This is a genomic window from Aeromonas sp. FDAARGOS 1411 (assembly GCF_019047125.1).
In the GTDB taxonomy this organism is placed as follows: Bacteria; Pseudomonadota; Gammaproteobacteria; order Enterobacterales; family Aeromonadaceae; genus Aeromonas; species Aeromonas veronii.
This window is the reverse complement of the sequence record NZ_CP077214.1, coordinates 149,143-175,878: the sequence shown is the minus strand read 5'-3', so window position 1 is coordinate 175,878 and position 26,736 is coordinate 149,143. Positions and strand designations below refer to the sequence as shown.

General features: G+C 60.8%; 26 protein-coding genes. 13 read left to right on the top strand and 13 right to left on the bottom strand.

Annotated elements, in window-relative coordinates:
- The first annotated feature begins 84 nt into the window (after positions 1–84).
- On the top strand, positions 85–849 hold the full coding sequence (locus I6L41_RS00715) for a DUF3530 family protein (RefSeq protein WP_216961263.1): 765 nt from the start codon (positions 85–87) through the stop codon (positions 847–849).
- 144 nt (positions 850–993) lie between these two features.
- On the top strand, positions 994–1,950 hold the full coding sequence (locus I6L41_RS00710; protein WP_216961260.1) for a D-2-hydroxyacid dehydrogenase: 957 nt from the start codon (positions 994–996) through the stop codon (positions 1,948–1,950).
- Between the two features lie 96 nt (positions 1,951–2,046).
- Here the strand turns inward: I6L41_RS00710 and I6L41_RS00705 are convergent, their stop codons facing one another.
- Both I6L41_RS00705 and I6L41_RS00700 read right to left on the bottom strand, forming a co-directional pair.
- Positions 2,047–2,529 (bottom strand): YMGG-like glycine zipper-containing protein, encoded by a 483-nt coding sequence (locus tag I6L41_RS00705; protein ID WP_216961257.1) that lies wholly within the window; start codon positions 2,527–2,529, stop codon positions 2,047–2,049.
- A gap of 247 nt (positions 2,530–2,776) precedes the next feature.
- Positions 2,777–4,327 (bottom strand): sensor domain-containing diguanylate cyclase, encoded by a 1,551-nt coding sequence (locus I6L41_RS00700; RefSeq protein WP_216961254.1) that lies wholly within the window; start codon positions 4,325–4,327, stop codon positions 2,777–2,779.
- Positions 4,328–4,575: 248 nt separating this feature from the next.
- Between I6L41_RS00700 and I6L41_RS00695 the strand changes: the two genes are divergently transcribed.
- A complete protein-coding gene (locus tag I6L41_RS00695) occupies positions 4,576–5,178 on the top strand; it encodes a nitroreductase family protein (protein WP_005348028.1) in 603 nt (200 codons plus the stop codon).
- A gap of 114 nt (positions 5,179–5,292) precedes the next feature.
- Here I6L41_RS00695 and I6L41_RS00690 read toward each other — a convergent pair whose 3' ends face one another.
- Together I6L41_RS00690 and I6L41_RS00685 are read right to left on the bottom strand one after the other, a co-directional pair.
- Positions 5,293–5,943, bottom strand: coding sequence for an HAD-IA family hydrolase (locus I6L41_RS00690; protein WP_216961251.1), 651 nt, complete (start codon positions 5,941–5,943; stop codon positions 5,293–5,295).
- 8 nt (positions 5,944–5,951) lie between these two features.
- Positions 5,952–6,197: a hypothetical protein gene (locus tag I6L41_RS00685; RefSeq protein WP_139477364.1), complete on the bottom strand. Its 246-nt coding sequence runs from the start codon at positions 6,195–6,197 to the stop codon at positions 5,952–5,954.
- 116 nt (positions 6,198–6,313) lie between these two features.
- On the opposite strand from I6L41_RS00685, the gene I6L41_RS00680 reads away from it, so the two are divergent.
- Positions 6,314–7,222, top strand: a complete 909-nt coding sequence (locus tag I6L41_RS00680; RefSeq protein WP_216961248.1) for a LysR family transcriptional regulator — start codon at positions 6,314–6,316, stop codon at positions 7,220–7,222.
- Between the two features lie 72 nt (positions 7,223–7,294).
- Here I6L41_RS00680 and I6L41_RS00675 read toward each other — a convergent pair whose 3' ends face one another.
- From I6L41_RS00675 to I6L41_RS00660, 4 genes are all read right to left on the bottom strand, one after another.
- The gene (locus tag I6L41_RS00675; protein ID WP_216961245.1) at positions 7,295–8,233 is read right to left on the bottom strand and encodes a sensor domain-containing diguanylate cyclase; all 939 of its coding nucleotides are present in this window, start codon (positions 8,231–8,233) and stop codon (positions 7,295–7,297) included.
- A 199-nt stretch (positions 8,234–8,432) separates the two neighbouring features.
- On the bottom strand, positions 8,433–9,101 hold the full coding sequence (locus I6L41_RS00670; RefSeq protein WP_216963783.1) for an excalibur calcium-binding domain-containing protein: 669 nt from the start codon (positions 9,099–9,101) through the stop codon (positions 8,433–8,435).
- 132 nt (positions 9,102–9,233) lie between these two features.
- Entirely contained in the window at positions 9,234–9,800 is a 567-nt protein-coding gene (locus I6L41_RS00665; RefSeq protein WP_216961241.1) for a cysteine hydrolase family protein, read from the bottom strand.
- A 49-nt stretch (positions 9,801–9,849) separates the two neighbouring features.
- Positions 9,850–11,013 carry an FAD-dependent oxidoreductase gene (locus tag I6L41_RS00660; protein WP_216961238.1) on the bottom strand — a complete coding sequence of 388 codons (1,164 nt, stop codon included), beginning with the start codon at positions 11,011–11,013 and terminating at the stop codon, positions 9,850–9,852.
- A 265-nt stretch (positions 11,014–11,278) separates the two neighbouring features.
- Here I6L41_RS00660 and miaB point away from each other — a divergent pair, with 265 nt between their 5' ends.
- The 5 genes from miaB (at position 11,279) to lnt (ending at position 16,946) form a co-directional block, all read left to right on the top strand.
- Positions 11,279–12,712, top strand: coding sequence for a tRNA (N6-isopentenyl adenosine(37)-C2)-methylthiotransferase MiaB (gene miaB / locus I6L41_RS00655; protein ID WP_042082727.1), 1,434 nt, complete (start codon positions 11,279–11,281; stop codon positions 12,710–12,712).
- A gap of 54 nt (positions 12,713–12,766) precedes the next feature.
- Positions 12,767–13,816, top strand: coding sequence for a PhoH family protein (locus I6L41_RS00650; protein WP_071913025.1), 1,050 nt, complete (start codon positions 12,767–12,769; stop codon positions 13,814–13,816).
- Positions 13,813–14,277 (top strand): rRNA maturation RNase YbeY, encoded by a 465-nt coding sequence (gene ybeY, locus I6L41_RS00645; protein ID WP_041209973.1) that lies wholly within the window; start codon positions 13,813–13,815, stop codon positions 14,275–14,277. Before I6L41_RS00650 ends, ybeY begins: the two co-directional genes overlap by 4 nt.
- Positions 14,278–14,376: 99 nt before the next feature.
- Complete coding sequence (gene corC, locus I6L41_RS00640) at positions 14,377–15,261, top strand: CNNM family magnesium/cobalt transport protein CorC (RefSeq protein WP_033112698.1); 885 nt, start codon at positions 14,377–14,379, stop codon at positions 15,259–15,261.
- A 140-nt stretch (positions 15,262–15,401) separates the two neighbouring features.
- On the top strand, positions 15,402–16,946 hold the full coding sequence (lnt, locus tag I6L41_RS00635) for an apolipoprotein N-acyltransferase (RefSeq protein WP_216961236.1): 1,545 nt from the start codon (positions 15,402–15,404) through the stop codon (positions 16,944–16,946).
- Between the two features lie 66 nt (positions 16,947–17,012).
- Here lnt and I6L41_RS00630 read toward each other — a convergent pair whose 3' ends face one another.
- From I6L41_RS00630 to I6L41_RS00620, 3 genes are all read right to left on the bottom strand, one after another.
- Complete coding sequence (locus tag I6L41_RS00630; protein ID WP_216961231.1) at positions 17,013–18,197, bottom strand: MerR family transcriptional regulator; 1,185 nt, start codon at positions 18,195–18,197, stop codon at positions 17,013–17,015.
- A 177-nt stretch (positions 18,198–18,374) separates the two neighbouring features.
- On the bottom strand, positions 18,375–20,105 hold the full coding sequence (gene recJ, locus I6L41_RS00625) for a single-stranded-DNA-specific exonuclease RecJ (protein WP_216961228.1): 1,731 nt from the start codon (positions 20,103–20,105) through the stop codon (positions 18,375–18,377).
- Complete coding sequence (locus I6L41_RS00620) at positions 20,071–20,718, bottom strand: disulfide isomerase DsbC N-terminal domain-containing protein (protein ID WP_005335146.1); 648 nt, start codon at positions 20,716–20,718, stop codon at positions 20,071–20,073. Before I6L41_RS00620 ends, recJ begins: the two co-directional genes overlap by 35 nt.
- A 316-nt stretch (positions 20,719–21,034) precedes the next feature.
- On the opposite strand from I6L41_RS00620, the gene mscL reads away from it, so the two are divergent.
- Complete coding sequence (mscL, locus tag I6L41_RS00615) at positions 21,035–21,445, top strand: large-conductance mechanosensitive channel protein MscL (protein ID WP_042054731.1); 411 nt, start codon at positions 21,035–21,037, stop codon at positions 21,443–21,445.
- Between the two features lie 72 nt (positions 21,446–21,517).
- Here mscL and xerD read toward each other — a convergent pair whose 3' ends face one another.
- On the bottom strand, positions 21,518–22,417 hold the full coding sequence (gene xerD / locus I6L41_RS00610) for a site-specific tyrosine recombinase XerD (protein WP_120415816.1): 900 nt from the start codon (positions 22,415–22,417) through the stop codon (positions 21,518–21,520).
- A 250-nt stretch (positions 22,418–22,667) separates the two neighbouring features.
- Between xerD and fldB the strand changes: the two genes are divergently transcribed.
- The 3 genes from fldB (at position 22,668) to I6L41_RS00595 (ending at position 26,129) form a co-directional block, all read left to right on the top strand.
- Positions 22,668–23,186 carry a flavodoxin FldB gene (fldB, locus tag I6L41_RS00605; protein WP_005335151.1) on the top strand — a complete coding sequence of 173 codons (519 nt, stop codon included), beginning with the start codon at positions 22,668–22,670 and terminating at the stop codon, positions 23,184–23,186.
- A gap of 202 nt (positions 23,187–23,388) precedes the next feature.
- Entirely contained in the window at positions 23,389–24,789 is a 1,401-nt protein-coding gene (locus I6L41_RS00600) for a TldD/PmbA family protein (RefSeq protein ID WP_216961225.1), read from the top strand.
- Positions 24,789–26,129 (top strand): TldD/PmbA family protein, encoded by a 1,341-nt coding sequence (locus I6L41_RS00595; RefSeq protein WP_216961222.1) that lies wholly within the window; start codon positions 24,789–24,791, stop codon positions 26,127–26,129. The genes I6L41_RS00600 and I6L41_RS00595 overlap by 1 nt, the downstream gene beginning before the upstream one ends.
- Positions 26,130–26,213: 84 nt before the next feature.
- Here I6L41_RS00595 and I6L41_RS00590 read toward each other — a convergent pair whose 3' ends face one another.
- Entirely contained in the window at positions 26,214–26,708 is a 495-nt protein-coding gene (locus tag I6L41_RS00590) for a zinc ribbon-containing protein (RefSeq protein WP_216961219.1), read from the bottom strand.
- Positions 26,709–26,736 lie beyond the last annotated feature (28 nt).

The window sequence follows — 26,736 nt, the reverse complement described above, 5'->3', positions numbered from 1 at the left end:
TATTGCCTCCGAGTTGCCATCACACCGCCCGCCTTCAGAAAATCCCGCCGCCGCCGCTAACCCAGATAACCGGGGGAGCACACTATGGCCAGATTATCCTTATCACTGCTGTTATTGACCTTGCTGGCTGGCCATGGGGCAGAGGCGAGCGAGGTCGCCCCCCCCGTTGCCGAACCTATGCCCCTCGACCACTGGCAAGCCAGCGACTGGAAAGGGTTGCCCGATGCTACCCAGATCGACAAGCAGACGGTGCTGTTCGCCAAACACGACAGTGAAAACTATCTGGGGCTCGCCATTTTACTGCCCGACTGGCAGCGCAGCGGCCAACTCTGGCAACTGACTCGCGCCCTCAGCCGACTGGGCTTTGATACCCTGCTGCTGCTGCCCTCCCCCCAGCAGACCGAACTGGACCCAGCCGCCGAGAAAAAAGCGAAAAACAGCGATGAGTTTCGCAAGCAGTTTGCCGAGCGGATCAGCAAGCTGGCCGATGCCAAGCTGCAGGAGGGGGGCTTCAAGCTGATCCTGGCGCAAGGTACCGGCGCCGCCTGGACTGCCAACCTCATCGCCAGCGAACAGTTGCCCGCCCCCGACGCGCTGGTGCTGCTCGATGGCTTCTTCCCCAATCAGCAGAGCAACCAGACCATGGCCAAACAGGTGGCTCAGGCGGCCATCCCCACCCTGGACCTCTATCAGGAGGATGGCGGCCGCTGGCCACTGCTGGCCGCCGAGGCCCGCAAAAGCGAGAGCCGGCGCAGCAACAAGCTCAACTATCGCCCCTACGCCCTGATGGAGCTGGAGGAGACCCCCACCCGCATTCAGGGCTGGCTCAACCATCTGGGCTGGCTCTAAACCGGCCGCTAGCGTGGCGCAATAAAGCGCGCAAGCTCACATCTGCCGGATAAAGCCCAGCCATGACACAGCGGCGAGCTGGCAATGACTGTATCCTGTTTGGCATCATGATCCCTCGACACCGGAAAAATGGCAGGAAGGACCATGCAGCAAATCGTATTTCTCGACAGCGATACCCTGGATGCGGGCATCACCCTGCGTCATCCCGACTTCCCCCACCACTGGCAGAGTTATCCCAGCACGGCCCCGGAACAGGTAGTCGAGCGGCTGAAAGATGCCAGTATTGCCATCATCAACAAAGTACGGATCGGCGCCGCCGAGCTGGCCCAGCTACCGGAGCTCAAACTCATAGCGCTCGCCGCCACCGGCAGCGACAACGTGGATCTGGAGGCGTGCCGCGCCGCCAACGTCGGGGTGTGCAATATCCGCAACTACTCGGGCCCCTCGGTGCCGGAACACGCCATGGCGCTGATGCTGGCCCTGTCGCGCAACCTCTTCTGCTGGCGCCAGTCGTTGCTGGAGGGGCGCTGGCAACAGAGCGGTCAGTTCTGCTTCTTCGACCACAACATCATGGATCTGCACGGCAAGCAGCTTGGCATCATCGGCAAAGGGACACTCGGTCAGGCGCTCGGCGAGCGGGCCAAAGGGATGGGGATGACAGTGCGTTACGCCCAGAGCCAGGTCGGCGCCAGTCACGACGAGGATCGCTTGCCCCTCGACGAGTTGCTGCAAAGCTCGGACGTCATCAGCCTGCACTGCCCGCTCACCCCCTACACCCGCAACCTCATTGGCGAGCGGGAGCTGGATCTGATGAAACCGGGCGCCCTGCTGATCAACGTCGGCCGTGGCGGGCTGGTGGATGAGGAGGCGCTGCTGCAAGCGCTGGCCAACGGCCGCCTCGGTGGCGCCGGTTTCGATGTGGCGAGCGTCGAACCCCCGCCCCCCGACCATCCCTTGATGAAAGCGCTGCAATACCCCCACTTCATTCTGACCCCCCATGTGGCCTGGGCCAGCGAAGAGTCGATGCAGCGTCTCGCCGATCAGCTGATCGACAACATCAACGCCTATGCCGCCGGTCGCCGCCAGCACCGGCTGGTGTAACCGCACGAGCGAGTAACCGTAAAATCGAGTGACCACACCATGCAAAACGGGACCAACAGGCCCCGTTTTGCATCTTCCGCACTCACTGCGCGCACATCAATCGTCGTCATGCCATCTGTGCTTCTTATGCTTTTTGTACTTCTTGTGGTGCTTGTGATGGTGATGATCGTCGTCATCATCGTAATAGCGATCCTGGCTCTTGTGGCCATCGCCCGTCTTGGCACCGATGGCCGAACCGCTCGCCCCGCCGACCCCGGCGCCGATCAGCTGGCCGGTATCGCCACCGACACTTTTGCCGATGGCGGCACCACCCAGCGCCCCCACCGCGCCGCCAAGGGCCGCTTCATTCTTGTTGCCCTTGTTGGCCGTCGCAGCCCCACCGGCAGCACCGCCCAATGCAGCCCCCACCAACGCACCGGTATCGCCACCCAGCTCCTTGCCGATCATGGTGCCCGCTACACCGCCTGCGCCGCCACCCAGAATGGTATTGAGGGTCTCGGAGGCGTACACGGTCGTGCTGCCAGCCAGCAAGGCGCCCAGCAGTGCCAGTGCGCGAAGAGCACACGAATTCATCTCCATGGGTACTCCTGTCAAACCTGATTAATATTCAGCGGCACTATACAAAGCGCCACGGGGTTCGCCAGCCAGCAGAAATGAGGGATGCGACAGTCAATGGCCGCACGGCTACTGCCAAAAATGGAAGAGTAAAATCAAGCGATTGAATTTAAAGATTAAAATCACCAAAAAGCCAAACTATTACGGCAGGGTGACCCACAATCTGGTTGTCGTGTCCCGACACAGACCCGCCGCGCTGGGACAAAAGCTGTCAGTCAGCAGCCTCATCCGCCAGATGCCAGCAGTCCCGGCCAGCCTCCTTGCTACGATAAAGGGCTGCATCAGCACGCTCGAAGATGGGGTCGGCAACGGGTGAATGGCAGGCGCCGCCGATACTCAAGGTGACCTGTCCCTTGTGCTCACGCCACTGTTGATGTCGCACCACGTCAAGCAGACAATTGAGCTTCTCCGCCAACTCATCCTGCGGCTGTTGCAGCAGAGCGGCAAACTCATCGCCACCAATCCGGTAAACCGTGCTCACCCCCAGCACATCAGCAAGGCAATTGGCCACCCGACACAGCACCTGATCGCCGAAGGCATGACCCCGACTGTCATTGAGTCCTTTGAAGTGATCAATATCAAACAGCAGCAGCCAGAAGCGCTCCCACCTCAGCTCCAGCGCGCTCTTGTGCTGCTCGAAGGCTCGCCGGTTCATGATACCGGTCAGAGGGTCCCGCAACAGCGCATCCTGCCCCTTGAGGAAGCTGGCCCTGACCTGATCGATCTCGTTCAGGCTGCGACGCACAAACCAGGTATTGGCCTTGGTGATGGGGGGAGAACTCTCCAGATTGCGCACGATACCGGTCAGTGAACCCGACACCAGCGCCTGCTCCTGGCGGAAGATCCGCACCAGCAGACTCAGCGTGCAACACCAGATGGCAAACAGGGAGATCAATGGCAAAACCACCATCTGCAGCGCCTCATAGAGGCTGTTGCGAAACAGCACGGGCGGCAGATAGATATTGAGATCCCAGCCAATATCCGCCAGCTCGCGCTTCAGGAAAGTACCATGACACAACACATCCAGACCGAGCCACTGCTGGCCCTGATGCTGCTCGATGGGGTGATCTGCCAGCAGATCCATATTGCTGCCCACCACCAGCTGGCCGCTGTCGCGCAAGGTAAGATAGAGTGCGGCCTGATTGCCGCCAACCGTCCGCTGTAGCGCCTGCTGCAGCGAGTCGAACGACATGTCGACCATCAGCAGACCCAGCAGTTGCCCCTGATCGTCCCGCACCCGTTTGATCAGGCTGAGTATCAGTTCATTGGTATTGTATTCAGGGTAGGGGCCAAACCAGACGAGCTCGTCGCCCGGCATGGTGGTCACCTGATACCAGGGTCGCAGCGCCGCCTGATAACCGGGGGGCGGTAGCCAGTCCGGGTAGCTGTCGATACGATCCGCGTTCAGGTTGTAAAAGTAGATGTAGTGGTTGCCTGGTTTGATCTTGTGCGCAATGGCCCAGATGGGGGAGTCGGCCAGCCCGCCGCGAGCGATCTTCTCCTTGTCGAGCGAGGCCTCCAGCACCGCCAGTTGCCGCTCATTGACCTTCACCATCTCGTGGATCAGGGACGCTTCAACAGAGGATGCCATGTGGCCGAAGCCGGATACCGTCATCTCGATATCCCTCAGATAGCTGGCAATAGCCATGATGATCGTCACTATCAGGATCATCAAACCAATCAATGCAGAGAGGGGGACCAGCACATAGTAGCGTTTATTGAGATACGAACGGCTCACATCACATCCGAACCAAGAAAACATACGGGGATTGTGGGAGAGAAAGGAGAGTGAATCATTGATTAATATCACTTTCGCGCCCCTTAAATGACATTTCCAACATTAACGAAACGTCAGGGTTCGCAAACGAATATCAACTGACAGGAAAAACGCTAGTTACCCCGGGTTAACCCCGCTCTGCATCGTGGGTGTTATAGTCTATACCTGATTCGGCAGGCGCTGGACAAACCGTCCATCACCGGCTGCAACGCCAAGCAGAACAAGGAGATGTTATGAGCAGTCCGTTTATCGAACAGATCAAAGCACGTCGTACCATCTATGCCCTGGGCGACCAGGTGTCCCACACGCCGGAGCAGCTGACGGCCCTGATCCAGGATGCCATCAGGCACAGCCCCTCCTCCTTCAACTCCCAGAGCTCCCGTGCCGTCATCCTGTTTGGCGCCCAGCACCACAAGCTGTGGGATATCGTCAAAGCCGAGCTGAAAAAGATTGTGCCGCCGGAGGCCTACGCCCAGAGTGAGGCCAAGGTAGATGGCAGCTTCCGCGCAGGCTTCGGTACCGTGCTCTTCTTCGAAGACACCGACGTCATCAAGGATCTGCAGCAAAAATTTGCCCTCTATGCCGACAACTTCCCCATCTGGTCGGAACATGCCACCGGCATCGCCCAGTTTGCGGTCTGGACGACGCTGGCGCAGGAGAAAGTCGGTGCCTCCCTGCAGCACTACAACCCGCTGATCGACGAGGCGGTACGCAAGGAGTGGAACCTGCCCGCCAGCTGGCTGCTGCGTGCCCAGATGCCCTTTGGCAGCATCAAGCAACCGGCCGGCGACAAGACCTTTATCGACGACGCTACCCGTTTCCGTGTTTTCAAATAACCGTTGAGATAGCAAAACGCCCCCGCATCTCGGGGGCGTTTTTATTGCGGCATACAGTGTTGATGGCGATGGTTCATACCGCAATCTGCGGTCATAACGCGCTCTATCCACCGCTCAGGCGAGCAGCGTCACCAGCAGGGACTCGCCTTCCCCCAACTCCACCTTCACCTCGTACCAGTCGCGGATCACCGCCACCACCGCCGGATTGAGCGGCGCATCGCCCCCTACCTGCACCACGGAGCAACCTGCACGCAGGGCGCTCTCGATACCGGCCGAGGCATCCTCGAACACCAAGCAACGAGCGGGAGAGACGCCAAGCCGTTCTGCCCCCAGCAGATAGGGCTCGGGAGCGGGCTTGCCATTGATCACAGCTTCGGCCCCCACCAGCAGGTTGGGCAGCAACAAACCGGCACAACGCAGGCGATGGCGGGCAACCCGCTCACTGGCGGAGGTCACGATGGCCCAACGCTCTGGCGGCAAGCGGCGCAGCAACTCGCCAGCCCCAAAGATGGCGTCGCCGCCGGTATGCAGCATCTCCAGCTCGTCGAGGCGCGCGGCCTCCCGCTCCACATCCAGCTGCGGGGCCAACGCCCGGATTACCTCACGTGAGCGCATACCGTGGCACATAGCCAGTACCGGCTCTGGGGCAAGCTGATGATGCTGACACCAGAGCCGCCACACCTTCTCCACATCGCCGGTCGAGCAGACCAAGGTGCCATCCATATCGAGCAGCAGGGCGGATACCGACAGGGTGATCGTGTTCATGCCAGCCCTCATACAGGCACCCCGGCCAGCTCGGGCAGAGAGCCAGAGAGTGCATCGGCAAAGGCCTGCTGCTGGGCGGCACGCTCATAACAGGCTAGTGCCTGCTCGGTACTGCCTGCCCACACTTGCAAGGGGCCGACCACAAAACCCTGTCGCAGCAGGCTGGCGAGCAGCTCCCCCGTCTCCGGGGCCGCCAATGGCTGGGCCAGCACCAGCTTGCCCTTGATCAAAAAAAGATAACGTTGAGTGGACATGATATGGCTCCTTGTTCCGGTTCAGAGGAGGGCGATTCCCCCCTTGCAGAGCCATTAGAACAAGGCGATTAGATAATTTATAATCAATAAATCGCCACTTTGGATAACCAATTGGAATGAGATTCGACTTGAGGCAACTGCAGGCGTTTGTGACGCTGGCCGACACCGCCAACTACCGGGAAGCGGCCAGCCGCCTCTTTATCACCCAGCCGGCCCTCACCAAGCAGATCCAGGGGCTGGAGCAGACGCTGGGCTGCACCCTGTTCAAACGGGGCCGCCACGGTGCCGAGCTGACAGCGCTCGGTGCCCAGCTGCTCACTCAGGCGAGTGCGCTGGTCGAGCACGGTCGGGAGTTCGAAAGCCATGCGCTGGCAGTGGCGAGCGGCGTGGCCGGTCGGCTCAAGATTGGCTTCGGTCTGTCGAGTTTCGCGCTGGCCCCTGCGCTGGTGGCCCGCTTCAAGCAGCAGGTCACGGACGTGATGGTCCATCTGCAGGATATGCCCTCCGCGATCCAGCAGGAGCAGCTGCTCTCCGGCCAGTTGCAGCTTGGCTTTATGCGCAGACCTCAGACGCCCCAGTTACAGGAGCACAGACTGCTGATCGACCGACTGGTGCTGGCGGTGCCGACACGAATGACCGAACCAGACCCGGCCGCATTCGACGTCCAGCAGGCACTGACCCGTCAACCCCTGTTGCAGATGGTGGGCCACCGCTGCCCCGGTCTCAGCCAGCAGATCGCCGGTTTTCTCGGCGCCAATCGGCTGACCGGCATGGTTCAGGAGGCCGAAGATATCCAGACGCTGGTGGCGCTGGTCGCGGCGGGCATCGGCAACGCCATCCTGCCACGCAGCGTCAGCTTTATCGCAGGGCCCGATGTCACCCTCTATCCCCTCTCAGGCCCCAGCTCCGAGTGGGAGGTCAGCATGGTATGGAATCCGGATTTTGCCGACCCCATCCGGGATCACTTCGTCAGGCAGGTGATCGCCAGCTATCCCCTGCCGGTGTCGGCCACGCCCGAGCGCTGAAACCAACGCTCGCTGGTAGCTAACATCGTGCCACGTCAAAACAGTGCGCCCGGACAAAAGCGGCAATGCGGCTCAACAGCTGGCGCAGTGACTACGGTTTTTACCCGCCCCCTTGGCGCAATAAAGCGCAGCATCGGCCGCGGCCAGCAACGCCCCTTCCCCCTCCAGCGGTTGCTCTGCCGTGTAGGTGGCAATGCCAATGCTGGCGCTAAGCTGAATATTATTTGCCACCACGATGTCGAGATCGTTGATGGCCTGGCGGATCTCCTCCGCAATCCGCTGGGCCGTATTTTGGTCGGTATTGCCGAGGATCAGGGCAAATTCGTCACCACCAAAACGGCAGGGCAGATCCGCAGGACGCTGGCAGAAAGATTGCAGAAGATGGCCCACCAGCTGGAGCGAGCCATCTCCCATCTGATGCCCAAGATGGTCATTGCACGCCTTGAAGTTATCCAGGTCCAGCATGATGAGGGAGAGCGGGGTATGTTCCCGCATGCTGCGCCGCCACTCGTTATGCAAAAAACTGTTGAACAGCCGCCGATTAGCCAGTCCGGTCAAAGGATCGTGGAGGGAGAGGCTTTCCACTTCCAGCTCCAGCAGCTTGCGCTCGGTGATATTGATATGGGCGATGGAAAAATATTCAGCATCAAGACCGGGTACCGGCGCTACTCGCATCATAAACCAGCGCTGGGTGTCGGGGCTGTGGCAGGGGTATTCCAGATAGAACTTCTCCTGCTGATGACGGATAACCCGGAGGATCCCCTCCACGGCAGCCAATCCAGAGGGCTCGGATTCATCGTCACAAGCCCCCATGTAATTGACCCCAATCCAGTTATATCCCCTGGGCATGCCGTTTTGCTCGGCAAACAGATCCCAGGCGAGATTGGTGTAATGGATCACGCCATCCCGATCTATCACCGATATCTGGTCTTCCAGCGAATCCAGCAGCGCAGCCAGATGATGGGCTCGCTCGGCGAAGTGACTCTGCCGTGTCTGTATATCATCCGCCATGATGGCCATCCTGTGGCAAAAGTGGCATACCGCCATCTATTAACAATTAAGTCAGCAGATAGAGTGAAGCACCCCATTCCCACTTAGCCAACTGAGACCAAATTTCACCATCGAACACTATCCGGCAAGGTTTCAGGCCAGTTTCCCTGTTCCGGATAACAAGAGCACATCATGAGCATATGTCTCTGATAAGTCACATTTAATGACCACACCACTGATTTTCACAGGGGATGCCATCTCCTTCCCCATCCATCTTGGTACCAGGGCAGTTTTGTAAAAACCAGGTTGCCTCCTCGCAGGAGGTCATCTGGGAGCAATGCTGCCGACCATCACACTGACGAATAAAGGTCGTTGTCTGTGGCGTGCTGACCGAGGTGCTGATCTCCTCCTGATTGAAAGATGAGACCGGCAATGGCGCCATCGACTCGGCCGAGAAACGGGAATAGATGGAAAAGAGGCCGACGAGCACCAGCAGGGGGATCAGTTTGCCACTCCAACTGCTCTTGCGACGTCGATAGGGGTTACTTCGCTCTCTGGTCGAGGTGGGTCGTGGCGGCTGACTTGCCGCCCGAAACGATGGCGCCGCCGATGATGCGGCCGACGGCACTGCATCCGCCAACGTGAGCGGGCGATCGGGGAAAAAAACCTGTAACGCCCTCGGTTTGCCATCCTGGCCACTGCCGATCAGATAGGTGACACGCTCCCCCGGCTCGGGCAAGCGACCATCTGATTGCAGCGCCGTAACATGCACAAACAGCCCTGCACTGCGTGATCCATTGATTATCTGCTCGGCGCCATTTTGCTCCGGCGTAATAAATCCAAAGCCGCGCGCCTCGTTCCAGCTCGCGATCCGTCCCTGATAACGCATCTGTCCATCCTTGTTGTTATCCATGTGAGCACTATATTGCCCGACAATCATGTTGCCCAAAAGCGCTGCGGCCCGACAGAGGGCCGCTGAGTCAATCTCAACACGGTGCTCGGGTGCTGCCTGCGTTAAGGATCAAGCCAGCCGGGACACCTTGATGATCTCGGCGATACGGCCCAGCATCCGCAGCGAGGTGTGATGCTCGGTGGCATCTGCGGCGGCGCAGGCATCCTCCAGAATGGTGATGGCGTAGTCGCGATCGTGACCATCCCGCGCCGCCGCCTGAATGGCCCAGCTAGTGCTCACCCCGCACAGATAGAGGTGGTCGATGTGATTGGCCCGCAGCGCAGGCTCCAGCGCCGTGCCATAGAAGGGACTGACCCTGGGTTTGGTCAGCACCAGATCGCCGGGCTGCACATCCAGATCAGGATGAAAGTCGGTGCCGCTGTCAGCCAAAGAGAGCGCACCCTGCTGGTGAGCGCGACCAAACATGGGGGAGCCTTTGGGTTGCAGCTGATAGCCGCCGTCAAAGCCCACCTTGATCAGCACCACCAGCCAGCCGTGGGCGCGGGCATGGGCCAGCGCCTGATTGGCATGCGCGATGGCATCCTGCTCCAGCACATGGGCTGCGGAGGCGGCAATGCGCCCGTCGGGGTGGGCAATATCGTTGATAAAATCGATCACCAGCAGTGCCTTGTTCATCACCTTTGCTCCTTCGCGCATTCAGCCCGTGCTATCTGGTTTCTACCTGTCAAACCAGCCCCAGTGCATAGCGCAGCGCCATCTCCTTGAGCGGGCCCGCCTTGTCCACCAGATTGAGGGCCAGATTGCGGGCCAGCTTGAGGGGGCCAATCTCGTTGCTGAATACCCCGTAGAAGAGATCCATCCCCGACTGCATCAGCAGGTTGTCGGGACGACGGCGTCGCTCGTAACGCTCGGCCAACGCCAGCTGATGCCAGTCGGCGCCAGCTCCTTGCAGCAGATCAGCCCAGCAGGCCACATCCTTGAAGCCGAGGTTGACCCCCTGCCCCGCCAGCGGGTTGATGGTGTGGGCAGCATCGCCAAGCAGCACCACCCGACCGACGTGATAGTTGTTGGCGTGACGACGCACCAGCGGGAAGCTCCCCTTGCCAGTGACGGTAAATCCGCCGAGCCGACTCGGGAAGTGGCGGCGCACTTCGGCGGCAAGCCCTTCGTTGCTCATGGCCGCCAGCGCGCGGATACGGGCCGGGTTGTCATACCACACCAGGGAGCCGTGCTGGCCGGGCAGCGGCAGGAAGGCGCGCGGGCCGCTCGGGGTGAACTGCTGCCAGGTGATATCTTCCTGCGCAAAGTCGGTGTCGATATTGATCAGCATGCAGTGCTGGCGGTACTCGAAGCGCGATACGCCGATACCCGCCAGCTTGCGGGTGTGGGATTCGGCACCGTCGCAGGCCAGCACCCAGCGCGCGGCCAGTTCAGTGCCATCATCCAGAGTCAGCACAGCTTCATCCGCACTCTGGCGCAGGCTGGTCACCGCCGCCGGGGTGTGGGTCTGGATGGTGGGAAAATCTTCCATCCGCTTGAGCAGGGCGAGCTGCACCAACCGGTTTTCGATGATGTAGCCGAGCTGGGGCAGGCCAAGATCGGCGGAATTGAAGCGGGTGGCAAAACCGTCCAGCTCCCAGGTCTCCAGCCGGCGGTAGGGGCAGAGCCGCATCTGCTGCAGATGGTGCCAGGCACCGGCCTGCTCCAGCAGCGCCACCGAGGCCTGACTGATGGCGGAGACCCGCAGATCCAGCGGCTGCTCCGGCGCGTAATGCTCCGGCAGTTGGGTCTCGATGACCCGCACAGAGAGACCCTGAGCCGCCAGCAGACAGGCGGTGGCGGCGCCCACCATGCCAGCGCCGACGATGGCGATATCACACTGTTCCATACATTTATTCCTGAAAGGGTGCGTCCGGCGACAGCGCCCGGACGTGAACCGGATGGCAGCATGATAGCGCAAGGGCGGCTGATAAACAGTGAGACAAACGGGGAATTGCTGCGTCAAATCAAGGAGAAAGCTTATTGAGCTTGCTGGCAACAGGTATCGGGTGAGCACCATTGCCAGCTGGATATTAGCTAGGCAGTATCCAGATTGCGGAGTAAAATGCGCGGTCCTTTGACCATGCCGATTTCAAAACAAGTCAAGAGAAGCAATGAGCAAGAAACTTCACATTAAAACCTGGGGTTGCCAGATGAACGAGTATGACTCGTCCAAAATGGCCGACCTGTTGGATGCCAGCAATGGCTACACCCTTACCGAAGAGCCCGAAGAGGCAGATGTCTTGCTGCTCAATACCTGCTCCATCCGCGAAAAGGCGCAGGAGAAGGTGTTCCACCAGCTGGGACGCTGGAAAAAGCTCAAGGCCAACAAGCCCGGTCTGGTGATCGGCGTGGGTGGCTGCGTTGCCTCTCAGGAGGGCGATGCGATTCGCCAACGCGCTCCCTATGTGGATATCGTGTTCGGCCCGCAGACCCTGCATCGCCTGCCCGCCATGATCAAGGAAGTGCAAGAGGGCCGTGGTGCACAGGTTGATATCGCCTTCCCCGAGATCGAAAAATTCGACAGCCTGCCCGAACCGCGCGCCGAAGGGGCTACAGCGTTCGTCTCCATCATGGAAGGCTGCTCCAAATACTGTACTTACTGCGTGGTGCCCTACACCCGCGGTGAAGAGGTGAGCCGACCGCTGGACGACGTGCTCTACGAAATCGCCCAGCTCGCCCAGCAGGGCGTGCGCGAAGTGAACCTGCTCGGTCAGAACGTCAACGCTTACCGCGGCCCGACCTTTGATGACGGCATCTGCACCTTCGCCGAGCTGCTGCGTCTGGTGGCAGCTATCGACGGTATCGATCGCATTCGCTACACCACCAGCCACCCGATCGAATTCACCGACGACATCATCGAAGTCTACAAAGATACCCCGGAAGTGGTCAGCTTCCTGCACCTGCCGGTGCAGAGCGGCTCTGATCGCATCCTGACCATGATGAAGCGCCCGCACACCATCCTGGAGTACAAATCCAAGATCCGTCGCCTGCGTGCCGCCCGTCCCGACATCACCATCAGCTCCGACTTCATCGTTGGCTTCCCGAACGAGACGGACGAAGACTTTGAAGCGACCATGAAGCTGATCGAGGATGTGGGTTTCGACATGAGCTTCAGCTTCATCTTCAGTCCGCGCCCGGGCACCCCGGCCGCCGACATGCCCGACGATGTCGACATGGAAGTGAAGAAAGCCCGTCTGGCCCGCCTGCAGCACGTCATCAACAACCAGGCGATGCAGATTGGCCGCGCCATGCTGGGCACCACCCAGCGCATCCTGGTGGAAGGGCCCTCCAAGCTCGACCCGATGCAGCTGTGTGGTCGCACCGAGAACAACCGGGTGGTCAACTTCGAAGGCCAGCACACCCTGATCGGCGGCTTTGCCGACGTGGAGATCACCGAGGTGCGTCCCAACTCCCTGCGCGGCAAGTTCATCCGCGGCGAGAGCGAGATGAACCTGCGGATCGCCACGGCACCGAGCGAAATCCTGGCCCGTCGCCCGGATAACGTACCGGACGAGCTGGGCGTGGCCGCCTTCACCCCCCATTAATCTCCCCCTCCCCATCCGCCCGGCGGATGGGGAGCGCCCTGATACGAGGATATTGTGAGCCGACACCTCTCGACCCTGAACCTGCATCTCGAACCCGCCGACAACCAGCGTCTTGCCAGTCTCTGCGGCCCCTTCGATGACAACATCAAGCAGCTGGAGCGCCGCCTCGGCATCGAGATCAGCTACCGTGACAACCACTTCCAGCTGCTGGGCAAGCAGGCCCAGGTGGATGCCGCCGCCGTCATCATCAAGCACCTCTATGTGGAGACCCAGCCCCTCAAGGGTGGCAAGGTAACCGACATCACCCCCGACATGGTTCATCTGGCCATTCTGGAGTCGCGGGTGCTGGAGCAGGATGACGAACCGGCCCCCTCCATCCCTTATGGCAAGGAGGTAACGGTCAAAACCAAGCGCGGTCTCATCAAGCCACGTAGCCCCAATCAGGCCCAGTACATCGCCAATATCGTGCGCCACGATATCTGCTTCGGCATAGGCCCGGCAGGTACCGGCAAGACCTATCTGGCGGTGGCGGCGGCGGTGGATGCACTGGAGCGTCAGGAGATCCGCCGCATTCTGCTGACCCGTCCGGCGGTGGAAGCGGGCGAGAAGCTCGGCTTCCTGCCCGGCGATCTCTCCCAGAAGGTCGACCCCTACCTGCGCCCGCTCTACGACGCCCTGTTCGAGATGTTGGGCTTTGAGCGGGTCGAGAAGCTGATGGAGCGCAACATCATCGAGGTGGCGCCGCTTGCCTACATGCGTGGCCGTACCCTCAACGATGCCTTCATCATCCTCGATGAGGCCCAGAACACCACCACCGAACAGATGAAGATGTTCCTGACCCGGATCGGCTTCAACTCCAAGGCAGTGGTGACCGGCGACATCACCCAGATCGACCTGCCGCGCAACGCCAAGTCCGGCCTGCGCCATGCGCTGGAAGTGCTGCAGGGCGTTGATGGTCTGTCGTTCAACTTCTTCCAGTCTACCGACGTGGTACGCCACCCGGTGGTGGCCCGCATCGTGCAGGCCTATGAGGCATTCGATGCCAAGCAGGCAGCCGAGAAGGTGGCCGGCCAAGCAAACACCAGCAAAGAGAGCGAGCAATGAGCGTAACCCTGGATCTGCAACTGGCCAGTGCCAGCACCGACGGCCTGCCGAGCGAGGCCCAGCTGCAGGGCTGGCTCGACGGCACCATTCTCGGCTTCCAGCAGGAGGCCGAAGTGACGGTGCGCATCGTCGACGAGGCGGAGAGCAACGAGCTCAACCTCACCTATCGCGGCAAGGACAAGCCCACCAACGTGCTCTCCTTCCCGTTCGAGGCGCCACCCGGTCTGGAGCTGCCGCTGCTGGGCGATCTGGTGATCTGCCGTCAGGTGGTTGAGCGCGAGGCACAGGAGCAGGGCAAACCCCTCATGGCCCACTGGGCCCACATGGTTGTGCACGGCAGTCTGCATCTGCTAGGTTATGACCATATCGAGGATGAGGAAGCCGAAGAGATGGAAGCGCTCGAGCGCGACATCATGCAGGAGCTGGGCTTTGCCGACCCTTATCAGAGCGACGAAGAGTAATGTGCAGCATGGCGGTTCATCGGCTTGAAACAGATGGCTGCCATCCTCATATAGCTGAAGTGAAATCCCCGTATATTCAATGAGTAACCAAGAGAAAAAATGACCGACGATCACCCTAGTACCGGCTCGCCGAAGAAAACCTGGCTCGACAAGCTCAGCCAACTCTTCCAGGGCGAGCCAAAAGACCGCAATGATTTGGTGGAAGTGATAGCCGATGCCGAAGAGCGTGACCTTATCGATCAGGACACCAAGGACATGATCGAAGGGGTGCTGGAGATCGCCGATCTCCGGGTACGCGACATCATGATCCCCCGCTCCCAGATGGTCACCATCGAGAAGTCCCAGCCGATCGACGAGATCCTGCCGGTGATCATCGAGTCGGGCCACTCCCGCTTCCCGGTGATCAATGAGGACAAGGATCATGTCGAGGGTATTCTGCTCGCCAAGGATCTGCTCCCCTTCGGTTTCGGTGGCCACCATGCCAGCGAGCCGCTGCAGCTGGAGAAGATCCTGCGCCCCACGGTGATCGTCCCCGAGAGCAAACGCGTTGATCGCCTGCTCAAGGAGTTTCGCGAAGAGCGCTACCACATGGCCATCGTGGTCGACGAGTTTGGTGGCGTCTCCGGTCTGGTGACCATTGAAGACATTCTGGAACTTATCGTTGGCGAGATCGACGACGAGTTTGACGACATCGAGGACGAGCCGGACGAGATCCGCCGCCTCAGCAAACGGGTCTTCTCCATCAGCGCCCTGACCGAGATCGAGGATTTCAACGACTTCTTCGGCACCAAGTTCAGCGATGAAGAGGTGGATACGGTCGGTGGTCTGGTGATGCACGCCTTCAGCCACCTGCCCAAGAAGGGCGAGGAGATCGAGCTGGACGGCTACCTGTTCAAGGTGATGCATGCCGACAAGCGCCGCCTGCAGCAGTTGCAGGTGAAGATCCCCGAGAACCATGCAGTGGCGCAATCTGAGCCCCAGTAAGTCGCCCGAGCGAATTGAACAACGCCCCGACCTCGGGGCGTTGTGCTATCCGGACGGCAGGAGGCTCGCCGTTGGCAACCGTACAGGGTAAGATACCGGCCATTCGACCCAGTTGCAGACCAAGACGAGCACCATCGCCCGTGAGATTATCTCCTGTTACTTCAAAAATTCTGTTAAGCCTCAGTGCGTTGGCCTCTGGTGCCATCGCTGTGCTGGCCTTCTCCCCCTTCGGCTACTGGCCGCTGGTTATTCCTTCCCTGCTCGGCCTCTACGCCCTGCTGGACAAGGCCAGCCCCAAACAGGCTGCCTGGCGCGGCTTTGGCTACGCCATGGGGCTGTTCTTACCGGGTCTGTGGTGGATCCACGTCAGCATGACCGAATTTGGCGGCATACCGCTGCCGGTCGCCTTCGTCCTGCTGGCCGGGCTCTCCGCCTATCTGGCCCTCTACCCGACGCTCGCCTGCTGGGTCTTTGCCCGCTTCTTTGGCGGCCGTCACTGGAGCCGCTGGCTGCTCGCCTTCCCCGCCCTCTGGTTGATGGCTGACTGGCTACGTGGCTGGGTGATGACTGGCTTCCCCTGGCTCTGGTTTGGTTACAGCCAGATCGACGGCCCGCTCAAGGGCTTTGCCCCCATTCTCGGGGTGCAGGGCATCACCCTCGCCCTGTTGCTGTCCTCCTCCGCTATCTGGCTGGTGTGGAAATCCCGCTCCCCGCTCTGGCTGGCGGTGCCTGCCCTGCTGGTGGCAGGTGCTCACGGCCTGATGCAGCTCAACTGGGTGACCCGTGGCGAGCCGGTCAAGGTGGCACTGGTGCAGGGCAATATTGCTCAGTCCCTCAAGTGGGATCCCGAGGCGCTGGCCCCCACGGTGCGCACCTATCAGGACTTGAGCCGCGAGAATCAGGATGCCGACATCATCATCTGGCCGGAGTCGGCGATCCCGGCCATCGAGAAGGCGATGGGCCCCTATCTGGAGAATCTGGACAAGGCGATGAAGGTGAACGATACCGGCCTGCTGGCGGGGATCATCCACTACGACGAGCAGCAACAGCGTTTCTACAATACCGTGCTCGGCATGGGGGTGCAGGATGCGGATGGCAAGGAGTCCTACTTCTACAACCACTCCAACCGCTACAACAAGTACCACCTGCTGCCCATCGGCGAGTTCGTGCCGTTTGAAGATTTGTTGCGCCCCATCGCCCCCTTCTTCAACCTGCCGATGTCCTCCTTCAGCCGGGGTGACGAAGTGCAGCCAAACCTGATCGCCAAGGGGCTCAAGTTTGCCGCCGCCATCTGCTACGAGATCATCTTCCCGGAGGAGGTACGCCGCAACGTCAATGCCGATACCGACTTCCTGCTGACCGTCTCCAACGATGCCTGGTTTGGCACCAGCATCGGCCCCTGGCAACATATGGAGATCGCCCGGATGCGCGCGCTGGAGCTGGCTCGTCCGCTGCTGCGCGACACCAACACCGGCATCACTATCGTCACCGAGATCGATGGCAGCATCATCGGCCAGATCCCGCAGTTTGAAGCGGGTGTGCTGCGCAGCGAGGTGCGTCCCGCCCACGGCGAGACCCCCTACATGCGCTTTGGCAGCTGGCCCCTCTACGGTCTGACCGTACTGCTGCTGGGTCTGGCGCTGGCGCTGCGCCCCAAGGCTCACCCCTGGGCCCGCGAACTGTAATGACCACCCGCAATCCCCGATAAACAAAGAGGCGCCCGCAGGCGCCTCATTTTTTACGACAACTTATCACGCATCTTTTTGCAGGCAGCAAATCACATAGCCGTAACTGCCCAGATATTGGCGGTGGATGGCCACTTCCCGGCTCAAGTCCTGCCAGGCAGCACTCTCCCCCAGCTCGTCTCGATAGCGCACCAGATTGACCTCGATAGGGTCCAGATAGTTGTTCCAGGCGCTCATCGGCAAGGGAGTGTGTGACAGGCAGCGGTAGCCTGCCGCTTGTATCGTCTCAAGCAGGCCCGCCAGCGTCTGCATGGCGGGATAATCCTGCTGCCAGAATGCCAATGCCTCCTCGGGCGGGTTATCGGTCAGCCAGACCGCATCACTCAGCACGATGCAAGCCTGCGGGCTCGCGAGCAGCGGACGCCACGCCTTCAGTGCATTGGCAACCCCCATCACGTAAGCGCTCCCCTCTGCCCAGATGAGGTCGGCCGGGGCCAGATCGTCCGGCAATGCCGCCATGTTGGCGCAGAGGGTGGAGACATGCTCAAAGCCTGCCGCACGGGCGGAGTGCGCCACGGCGGCCAGCGCCTCCTCTTCCAGATCGATGGCCACAATGTCGGCATCAGTCACCTGCGCCAGCGCCATGGTTGAAGCCCCGCGCCCGCAGCCCATGTCGAGGATCCGGCGCGGCCGGATGGGCAAGGCGGCAAACTGCTGCTGAGTGAAGGCGCGATCCCCCGGCCCCCAGTAACTCATGCCATCCAGCAGCTGGATAAAGTCCTTGATGTAACGATCATGTTCATTCATGTCTTTGCTCAACCATTGCAAGTGGTAGCGAGCTTTCTCGCTAAAACCCTGTTTCATCACCCACGCGAAGTAGGCCTCCGGTGCCTCGCGCTGCAGTTGCAGCTGCCAGGCCTTGAATTCCTCACCGGAGCGCGGGCGCAGCCCTGCCAAGTCCGCCAGCAGATCCCGAGCGCGCTGCATCCGCACCAGCTCCTCATCCAGCTCCCTGACTCGGGCCTGCAATGCCGCCTGATCTATCTCGCCAGCCAGACAGGCGAGGCACTGCTTGAGGCTGAGACCACCTGCCTGCAGGGCCTGCACCATCTGCAGTCGCTGCAGATCCCCCTCGTCATAGTGGCGATAGCCGTTGGCGGCCCGGGTACCAGCAATCACCCCCAGCTTCTCGTAATAGAGCAGGGTGGAGCGGGCGAGGCCGCAGCGGCGGGCCAGTTCGGATATTTTCATGGCAATCACTCACGGTGCGGGCCCTCAGGTGACCCGATAGAGACGAGCTTAAACTGTGAAGCTATAGACAGGTCAACGCCCTTTTCCAGAGATCCGCCAACAAAAACGGCCACCCGAGGATGGCCGTTGTCAGCGCTATCTGTGATAAAGCGGCGATAGAGCAGCTATGCTACCGGCTCAGAGACCGGCCGCCTCCAGATGCTCCACCAGCAGTTGCACACTGCGGTTACCGCGCCACTCGTTGACATCGAGCCGGTAGACAAGCCGCACCCGCTTGACCGAGGCATCGGGCCAGCGCTTGAGATCGACGCCAAAGGCGATGGCATCCACCGCGTGACCGGAATCGGTTGTCAGCATCATCTTGAGGTGCTTCTCCCCCACCAACCGCTGCTGCACCAGCACGAACTCGCCGTCGAACAGCGGCTCGGGGAAGGCCTGACCCCAGGGGCCGGAGGCGCGAATAAGCTCCGCCAGCTCGAGAGTGAGCTCGTCCGGCAGCAGCTCGCCATCGGTGAGCAGCACCCCGGTCAAAAGCTCCGGTGTCACCAGCTCGCTGATGACCGCCTCAAAGGCCCGACCGAACGCCTCGATGTTGGCCTTGGGCAGGGTCAACCCCGCCGCCATGGCATGGCCGCCAAACTTGCCCATCAGGCCCGGATAGCGGGTATCGAGCAGTTCCAGTGCATCGCGCAGGTGCACCCCGGGGATGGAGCGGCCGGAGCCCTTGAGCTCGGTCTCGCTGCTCTCGGCAAAGGCGATGACCGGGCGGTAGTACTTCTCCTTCACCTTGGAGGCCACCAGCCCCACCACCCCCTGATGCCACTCGTTGCGGTGCAGCACTATGCCCGACGGCACCTCGCCATCGCGAAACCGGATCTGCTCCAGAGTGGCGAGGGCCTCCTGCTGCATCCCCTGCTCAATCTCCTTGCGCTCCTGATTGAGGCTGTCCATCTCGGCCGCAAGCTGGCGCGCCAGATTGAGATCATCGCAGAGCAGACAGGCGACCCCGAGGGACATGTCATCGAGGCGACCCACCGCATTGAGGCGTGGCCCCAGTGCAAAACCGAGGTCGGCGGCGGTGAGGCGACGACCATCGCGGCCCGACACATCCACCAGCGCCTGAATGCCGGGGCGACAGCGCCCGGCCCGGATCCGCTGCAAGCCCTGATGGACCAGAATGCGGTTGTTGCCATCGAGCGCCACCACATCGGCGACCGTGCCGAGGGCCACCAGGTCGAGGTAATCCGCCACATTGGGGGCTCGCAACCCTTGCCGTTCGTACCAGCCGAGCTGACGCAGATGGGTGTTGAGGGCCGCCATCAGGTAGAAGGCCACCCCCACCCCGGCCAGCGACTTGGAGGGGAAGTCGCAACCGCGCTGGTTCGGGTTGACGATGGCATCGGCGTCAGGCAGCTCCTGACCCGGCAAATGGTGATCGGTAACCAGTACCTGCATGCCGGCCGCCTTGGCAGCCGCCACCCCGGCGATGCTGGAGATGCCGTTATCCACCGTGATTAGAAACTCGGCGCCACGGGCCACCGCCAGCTCGACGATCTCGGGGGTGAGGCCGTAGCCAAACTCGAAGCGGTTGGGCACCAGAAAATCGATGTGGCGACCGCCCATGGCGCGCAGGGCCAGCACACACAGCGCCGAGCTGGTGGCGCCGTCGCAGTCGAAGTCACCGACGATAAGGATCCGTTTCTGGGCAGTCAGGGCATCCGCCAGCAGCGGCACCGCCTGTTCCATGCCATAGAGGCGCTGGGGCGGCAACAGCTGGCTGGCGCTGCGCTCCAGCAGGGCGGGATCCTCTACGCCACGACTGGCGAAGATTTGGCGAAGCAGGGGATGCAAGGTGGCAGGCAGATGGGAATCATCAACTCGCGGACGACGACGGATTTGCAGGGACATCAATATGATCCAGTATCTTGAGCAGCTGTTCGGGGCTCTGATACCCGCGCACCAGATCCCCGTCGGAGGAGACCCAGGCCGGCAGTACCTTGACCCCCAACCATTGGCTCAGGCCAATATTTTGGATAAGGGTCTCACTACATGCCGTTTGAGGCAAATAGGCTTTTAACGGATCATTTTGCAGCAGGGGATCGCTGCACCAGTCGGCGGCCCGTTCGGCGTGATCAATCACCGGATAGAGAGCCACGCTCACCCCGGATGCCTGCAGGTGTTGCAAGGTGCCGGAGAGCTGACGACGTTTGGCATCCTGCTCACCGAGAAACAGCGCAACCCGGTGACGCTCATCCCGGGCCTTGAGCACGATGGGGGCATGGGCCACCTGTGCCAAGCCAAGTCGGCGCTGCTCGCGCATACCCGAGATGGTCAGGTTCTTCATGTCGCGGGTCATATCCAGCATGACCCCCTGCACCACATAATCCCCTTTGGCATCGCTGTAGAGCACCCCCTGCGAGGTGCCCAGCATATACAACCCCGCGATCGGGGTCGGTTCAACCAGATAGACGGGGACCCCTAGCCGGGCCGTGATGGTCTGTTTCAAGGCTTGGGTATCCATCCCCGCTCTGGCAGCAAATGTGCACAAAAGCATCATTCCCAGTAGTAAATACTTCACTTGTTTACTCACGTGGTATGAATGAATCGACCCAGCAAACTACAGCAGCACAGCTCATCATTCAACCAGCTACTTACCAAAAAATTAATATCACTTTGTACCAAAAAAATGGCTCCCCCCGATTGCCAAGGACTCATAACGCCCGCAAGCTAGTCAGGACGACAGGAATAACGCGGCTTAGCCTCTGTTTTTCCTGACAAGAGTTCGCCCTTTGGCAAGGGTAATCAACGCGCTATCTTGTTTAATTTCGGAGGAAATAATGAGTCTGATTCAAGAGTTCAAAGCCTTTGCCGCCCGCGGCAACGTCATCGATATGGCGGTCGGTATCATCATTGGTGCCGCCTTCGGCAAAATTGTCTCCTCTTTTGTCGGTGACGTGATCATGCCGCCCATCGGCCTGATCCTGGGCGGCGTGGACTTCAGCGACCTGGCGGTCACCCTGAAGGCCGCAGAAGGTACAACACCCGCCGTAGTTATCGCCTATGGCAAGTTCATCCAGACCATCATCGACTTTCTGATCATCTCTTTTGCCATCTTCATGGGACTGAAGGCCATCAACACCCTGAAGAAGAAGCAGGAAGAGGAAGCCGCCGCCCCGGCAGGCCCGACCAAGGATCAGGAGCTGCTGACCGAGATCCGTGATCTGCTGAAATCCCAGCAAGGGAAATAAGCGCCATCTCCTGTCGTGTAGAGATAAAAAAACCGCCTGCTGGCGGTTTTTTGTTTTTGGGAGGCCAGCCACTCAGGCTCTGGGGTGGTGCTCCCCGTGCAGCGCCTTGAGTCGCTCGTTGGCCACATGGGTGTAGATCTGGGTGGTGGAAAGATCCGCGTGACCCAGCAGCATCTGCACAACCCGCAGGTCGGCGCCGTGGTTGAGCAGATGGGTGGCAAAGGCGTGGCGCAAGGTATGGGGGGATAGCTCGCCGTTAATCCCGGCCCGCTGCGCGTAAAGCTTGATGCGGTGCCAGAAGGTCTGGCGGGTCATCATACGGGCCTGCTTGGAGGGAAATACCACATCCGAGCTGGTGCCCCCCAGCAGCAGGGTGCGGGCCTCGCGGTAGTAACGCTCCAGCCAGTGCATCGCCTCCTCGCCCATCGGCACCAACCGCTCCTTGTTACCCTTGCCAATAACCCGCACCAAGCCCTGCCGCAAACTGACATGCTCGGCGGTGAGCCCCACCAGCTCGGAGACCCGCAAGCCGGTGGCGTAGAGCAGCTCCAGCATCGCCTTGTCCCGCAGCTCCAGCGGGTCATCCACCAGCGGCGCACTCAAGAGTGCCTCCACTTCCGCTTCGCTTAAATCTGAGGGGAGTTTTTTCGGCAGCTTGGGCCCCTCCAGCAGCACGGTCGGATCGTCGCTGCGCAGCTTCTCGCGGTTGAGATACTGGTAAAAACGACGCAGGGCCGAGAGAAAGCGGGCGGTGCTGCTCGCCGCAAACTGGTGATCGACCCGCCAGGCGAGGTAGTGCTGGATCTCGTCCATCCCCGCCAGCAGCAGCGAGCTCCCCTGCTCGTCGAGCCAGAGGGAGAACTTCTCCAGATCGCTGCGATAGGAGCTGACCGTGTTGTCAGACAATCCCCGCTCCAGCCAGAGGGCGTCGAGAAAGGGTTCAATCAGGGGATGTGGATCGGGCTTGCTCATGGTGCGCTGCAATCAGGGGAAAGATGGCCCATTGTAACGCGCCAACTCCTTGGAAAGACAAGGCACTTTCATTGGAAAGATAAGGCACGTTTGCCACGCCCCTTGCCGGGCGGTGAAGGTCGAATGGCAATCTGCTAGACTGGCGCCCTCCCCTTACGTTACCCATCGTGTTGCCAACATGGCGCTGCCCACACGAGCATGCGAGAACGCGCCAAAAGCAAGCGAGAAAGCGCCAACAGAGAGAAGAGCGATGAAGATTGGTCTGTTTTACGGTTCCACCACCTGCTACACCGAGATGGCAGCCGAGAAGATCCGCGCCCTCATCGGCCCCGAGCTGGTGGATATTCACAATATCAAGGATGTCTCCCTGCGCCGGATGGAGGATTACGAGATCCTGATCCTCGGCATCTCCACCTGGGATTTTGGCGAACTGCAGGAGGACTGGGAGTCCCGCTGGGAAGATATCGCCGACCTCCATCTGGAGGGGCGCATCGTGGCCCTGTTTGGCCTCGGCGATCAGCTCGGTTATGGCGAATGGTTCCAGGACGCCCTCGGCATGCTGCACGATCAGCTGGTGCCAAAAGGGGTCAAGCTGGTGGGCTACTGGCCCAACGAAGGGTACGAATTCGATGCCTCCAAGGCACTGATCGATGATGGCCGTCACTTCGTCGGGCTGGCCCTCGATGATGCCAACCAATATGACCAGACCGATCCGCGCATCGAGCAGTGGGTCGAGCAGATCCTGAGCGAAATTCACGCCCTGCTCTGATCTTTCCCACGTTTTGGCAAAACGACCCTGAGCGCCTGGCCCTGGCCGCCGGGCGCAGTTATCGCACCGATTTTCTCAATCGGTATCATTGCATGACGCTATAGCGACTTTTTTGTGCTGGTCTGCAACAATGGACTCGACATCCCATAACAATCAGAGCCGGATGTCGGAAGCAAACGGACAGACCAGAAAAGGATATTCTATGACTCCATTCTCCCTGTTGGCCCCCTCCATCGCCCGTGACGTGCTCGATCACGCGCTGGCGCTGGGTGCCGATTTTGCCGAGCTGTTTGTCGAGCGCAAGCGCCGCAGCCAGCTCAGCCTGCTCTCCAGCCAGATAGAGAACATCAGCGGCGGCCTCGATTTCGGCATCGGCGTACGCCTCTGTTACGGCCACAAGGTGCTCTACGGCTATACCAATCTGGCCAGCCGCGACGAACTGCTGCGCATCGTCACCCTGCTGGCGGCCAAAGACCGCCGCGACCCCGTGGTGACCGCCACCGCCTTCGATTTCACCCGCCTGAGCGATCGCAACCCGGTGGCGCTGCCGCTCTCTGCAGACAAGCTGCTGGAGCAGAAGATCGCCTATCTGCACGCCATGGATGCGGCGGCCCGCGCCGAGAGCGACAAGGTGAGCCAGTTCTCCGGCAATGTGCTGGGCTGGGAGCAGGAGGTGGAGATCTTCAACAGCGAAGGGGTGCAAGTGGCCGATCGCCGCCACTACAACCGCATCATGGCCCAGACCATCGCCATGGAAGGGAGCGAGCAGAGCGTCGGTTACGAGGCCCCCGGCGCCCTGATGGGCTGGGAGCATGCCGATCGCATCGATCCGCGCGAGCTGGCCCTCACCGCCACCCGTCAGGCACTGGTGAAACTGGGGGCTGCCCCCTGCCCGAGCGGCACCCTGCCGGTCATCATGGAGAACGGCTTTGGCGGCGTCATCTTCCACGAAGCGTGCGGCCACCTGCTGGAGACTACCTCGGTGGCCAAGAAGGCGTCGGTGTTCCACGACAAGATGGGCCAGCTTATCGCCAATCCGGTAGTCAATGCGGTGGACGAGGGACTGCAAGGCAACGCCTGGGGCTCCATCAACGTCGATGACGAGGGGATGGCGACCCAGCATACCCAGCTCATCAAGGACGGGGTACTGACCGGCTTTCTGGTGGACAGAATGGGCGCCCTCAAGACCGGTTACGCCCGCACCGGCTCCGGGCGGCGCGAATCCTACAAGTACGCCCCCACCTCGCGCATGCGCAACACCTATATCGAACCGGGCAACCATAGCCTCGACGATATGCTGGCCACGGTGGAGCACGGCATCTACGCCAAGAAGATGGGGGGCGGCTCGGTACAGCCCGGCACCGGCGAGTTCAACTTCAATGTGCAGGAGGCCTACCTCATCGAGCACGGCAAAATCACCAGACCGCTCAAATCAGCCACCCTGATCGGTACCGGCCCGCAGGTGCTGAAAGAGATCTCCATGGTGGGCCGCAATCTGGCGCTGGCCGCCGGTATGTGCGGCTCGGTCTCGGGCTCGGTGCCCACCTCGGTGGGCCAGCCGGCGCTGAAAGTGGACAATATCCTGGTGGGAGGGAACGCCTGATGAGCCAACTCGACATGAACCAACTGCTCACCCGCCTGCTGGATAAAGTGACCGACCTCGGCGCCGAGGCAGACATCATCGCCAATCAGGAGAAGGCCTTCTCCCTCAAGGCAGACAAGGGCGAGCTGGGTGAATACAAGGTCACCAGCAGCCAGCAACTCGGTATTCGCCTGATAAAAGAGGGTCGGGTCGGCATCGCCTACTCGGAATCCCTCGATGAGCTGGCGCTGGATGCAATGCTGCAGGATGCGCTCGATGCCAGCCGCTTTGCCAAGGTTGACCCGGATCAGCGCATCTCGGTGGCCAATAGCCGGATCACCACAGATTGCGCCGAGATCAACCAGCCCGATACCACGCCGGTTGAGGAGAAGATCGCTCTGGCCCTGCGCCTGGAATCTGACATGCTGGCCATGCCCGATGTGAGCGGCGCTCCCTACAACAGCTTCTTCGAAGGGGAGAGCCAGCTCTGGCTCGCCAACAGTCAGGGCACCCTCTGCCAGCACGGCGAGTTCAGCGTCGGCTGCTACACCTCGGCGCTGGTGGAACGGGATGGCCGCCAGTCGATGCACTCGCAGGGCCAGTATGGCCGTCGCTTCGACGAGCTGAACAGTCAGGCCCTGATCGAGCAAATCTACGCCATCGCCGATGGTCTGCTGCCCGGTGAAGCGGTGCCGAGCAGTCGCTACAGCGTCATCTTTAGCACCAACTGCTTCGCCAGCCTGTTTGGCTGCTTTCAGGGGGTGCTGTCGGGCAAGTGGGCCCAACAAGGGATCAACCCCTGGCGCAGCAAGGTCGGCCAAAGCGTAGCGTCACGCTGGCTTACTCTGGAGAGCCGGGTCTATATGCCGGGCGGCATGAACATCAAGGCGTTTGATGGCGAGGGGGCGGCCAGCTCTGATCTGCTGCTGATTGGCGAAGGGGAGCTGAAGACCCTGCTCCACAACAGCGCCACTGCCCACCACTTTGGCGTCGCCAGCAACGGCTCGGCCGCTCGCGGTGCCCGCAGCGCCCTCGATGTGACCGCTCGCCATCTGGTGTTTGGCGCGGGCCCCCACTGCGAAGCGGAAGTGCAGAGCGGCGACTATCTGGAGCTGGTCAAGCTGGATGGCCTGCATTCGGGTGCCGATGCGGTGAGCGGCGACTTCTCGTTTGGCGCGTCGGGCTTCCTCTGCCGCGATGGGGTGCGACTGCAGCCGGTGCGCGGCATCACGGTAGCAGGCAACTTCTACCGCCTGCTGGGCGAGCTGGAAGCGGTCGGGGATACCCTGCACCACAACGACGGCAAGGGCTTCTACTCCCCGCTTATCCGTTTTGGTGGCCTCTCCGTCGCAGGCAAGTAAACGCCCCGACGAAACCTGCAAGTAAGAAAAAGGCGCCTGATGGCGCCTTTTTGCTCGTTATCTCGTCCGCCTTGATGGCATGACTCAGGGCGAGAGCGGCTCGCGATGATACTCGGCGCAGCCGCATTCGGGGCAAGTATCGAGCTGCTGGGGATGCAGCACGGTATGGCGCCAGCCACACTGGTCGCACACCATGACCCCGAGCCCTACCCAGTCACCCGCTTCGTAAACACCCTTATGCTCCAGCTCGTCGGCCAGCTCGCGCCACTCCACCTGGGCGCGGTCGGTCACATCCGCCAGCCAGGACCAGGCTGTGTCTTTCAGGGCCAACATAAAGGCAGACTCTTCAATCTGCGCACTATCGTCATGGCGCCCCTCGTCATAGTTGCCCAGATCCCGCTTCACATACTCGGCGATCAGCGCCAGCTCGTCCTGAGTGAGGTCACTTGCTGCCTCCAGATAGGCCTGCACCTTGGCAATCATCCGGTTGAGGCGCTCCCCCTGGAACTGCTCTGTCTCTTGCCACTGCTTTTGCAGTTCGGCAATGAAGGTTTCATACCCTTTTTGACGTTTGTCCATGGCTGTTACTCCTCTGCTAAATCCCTTT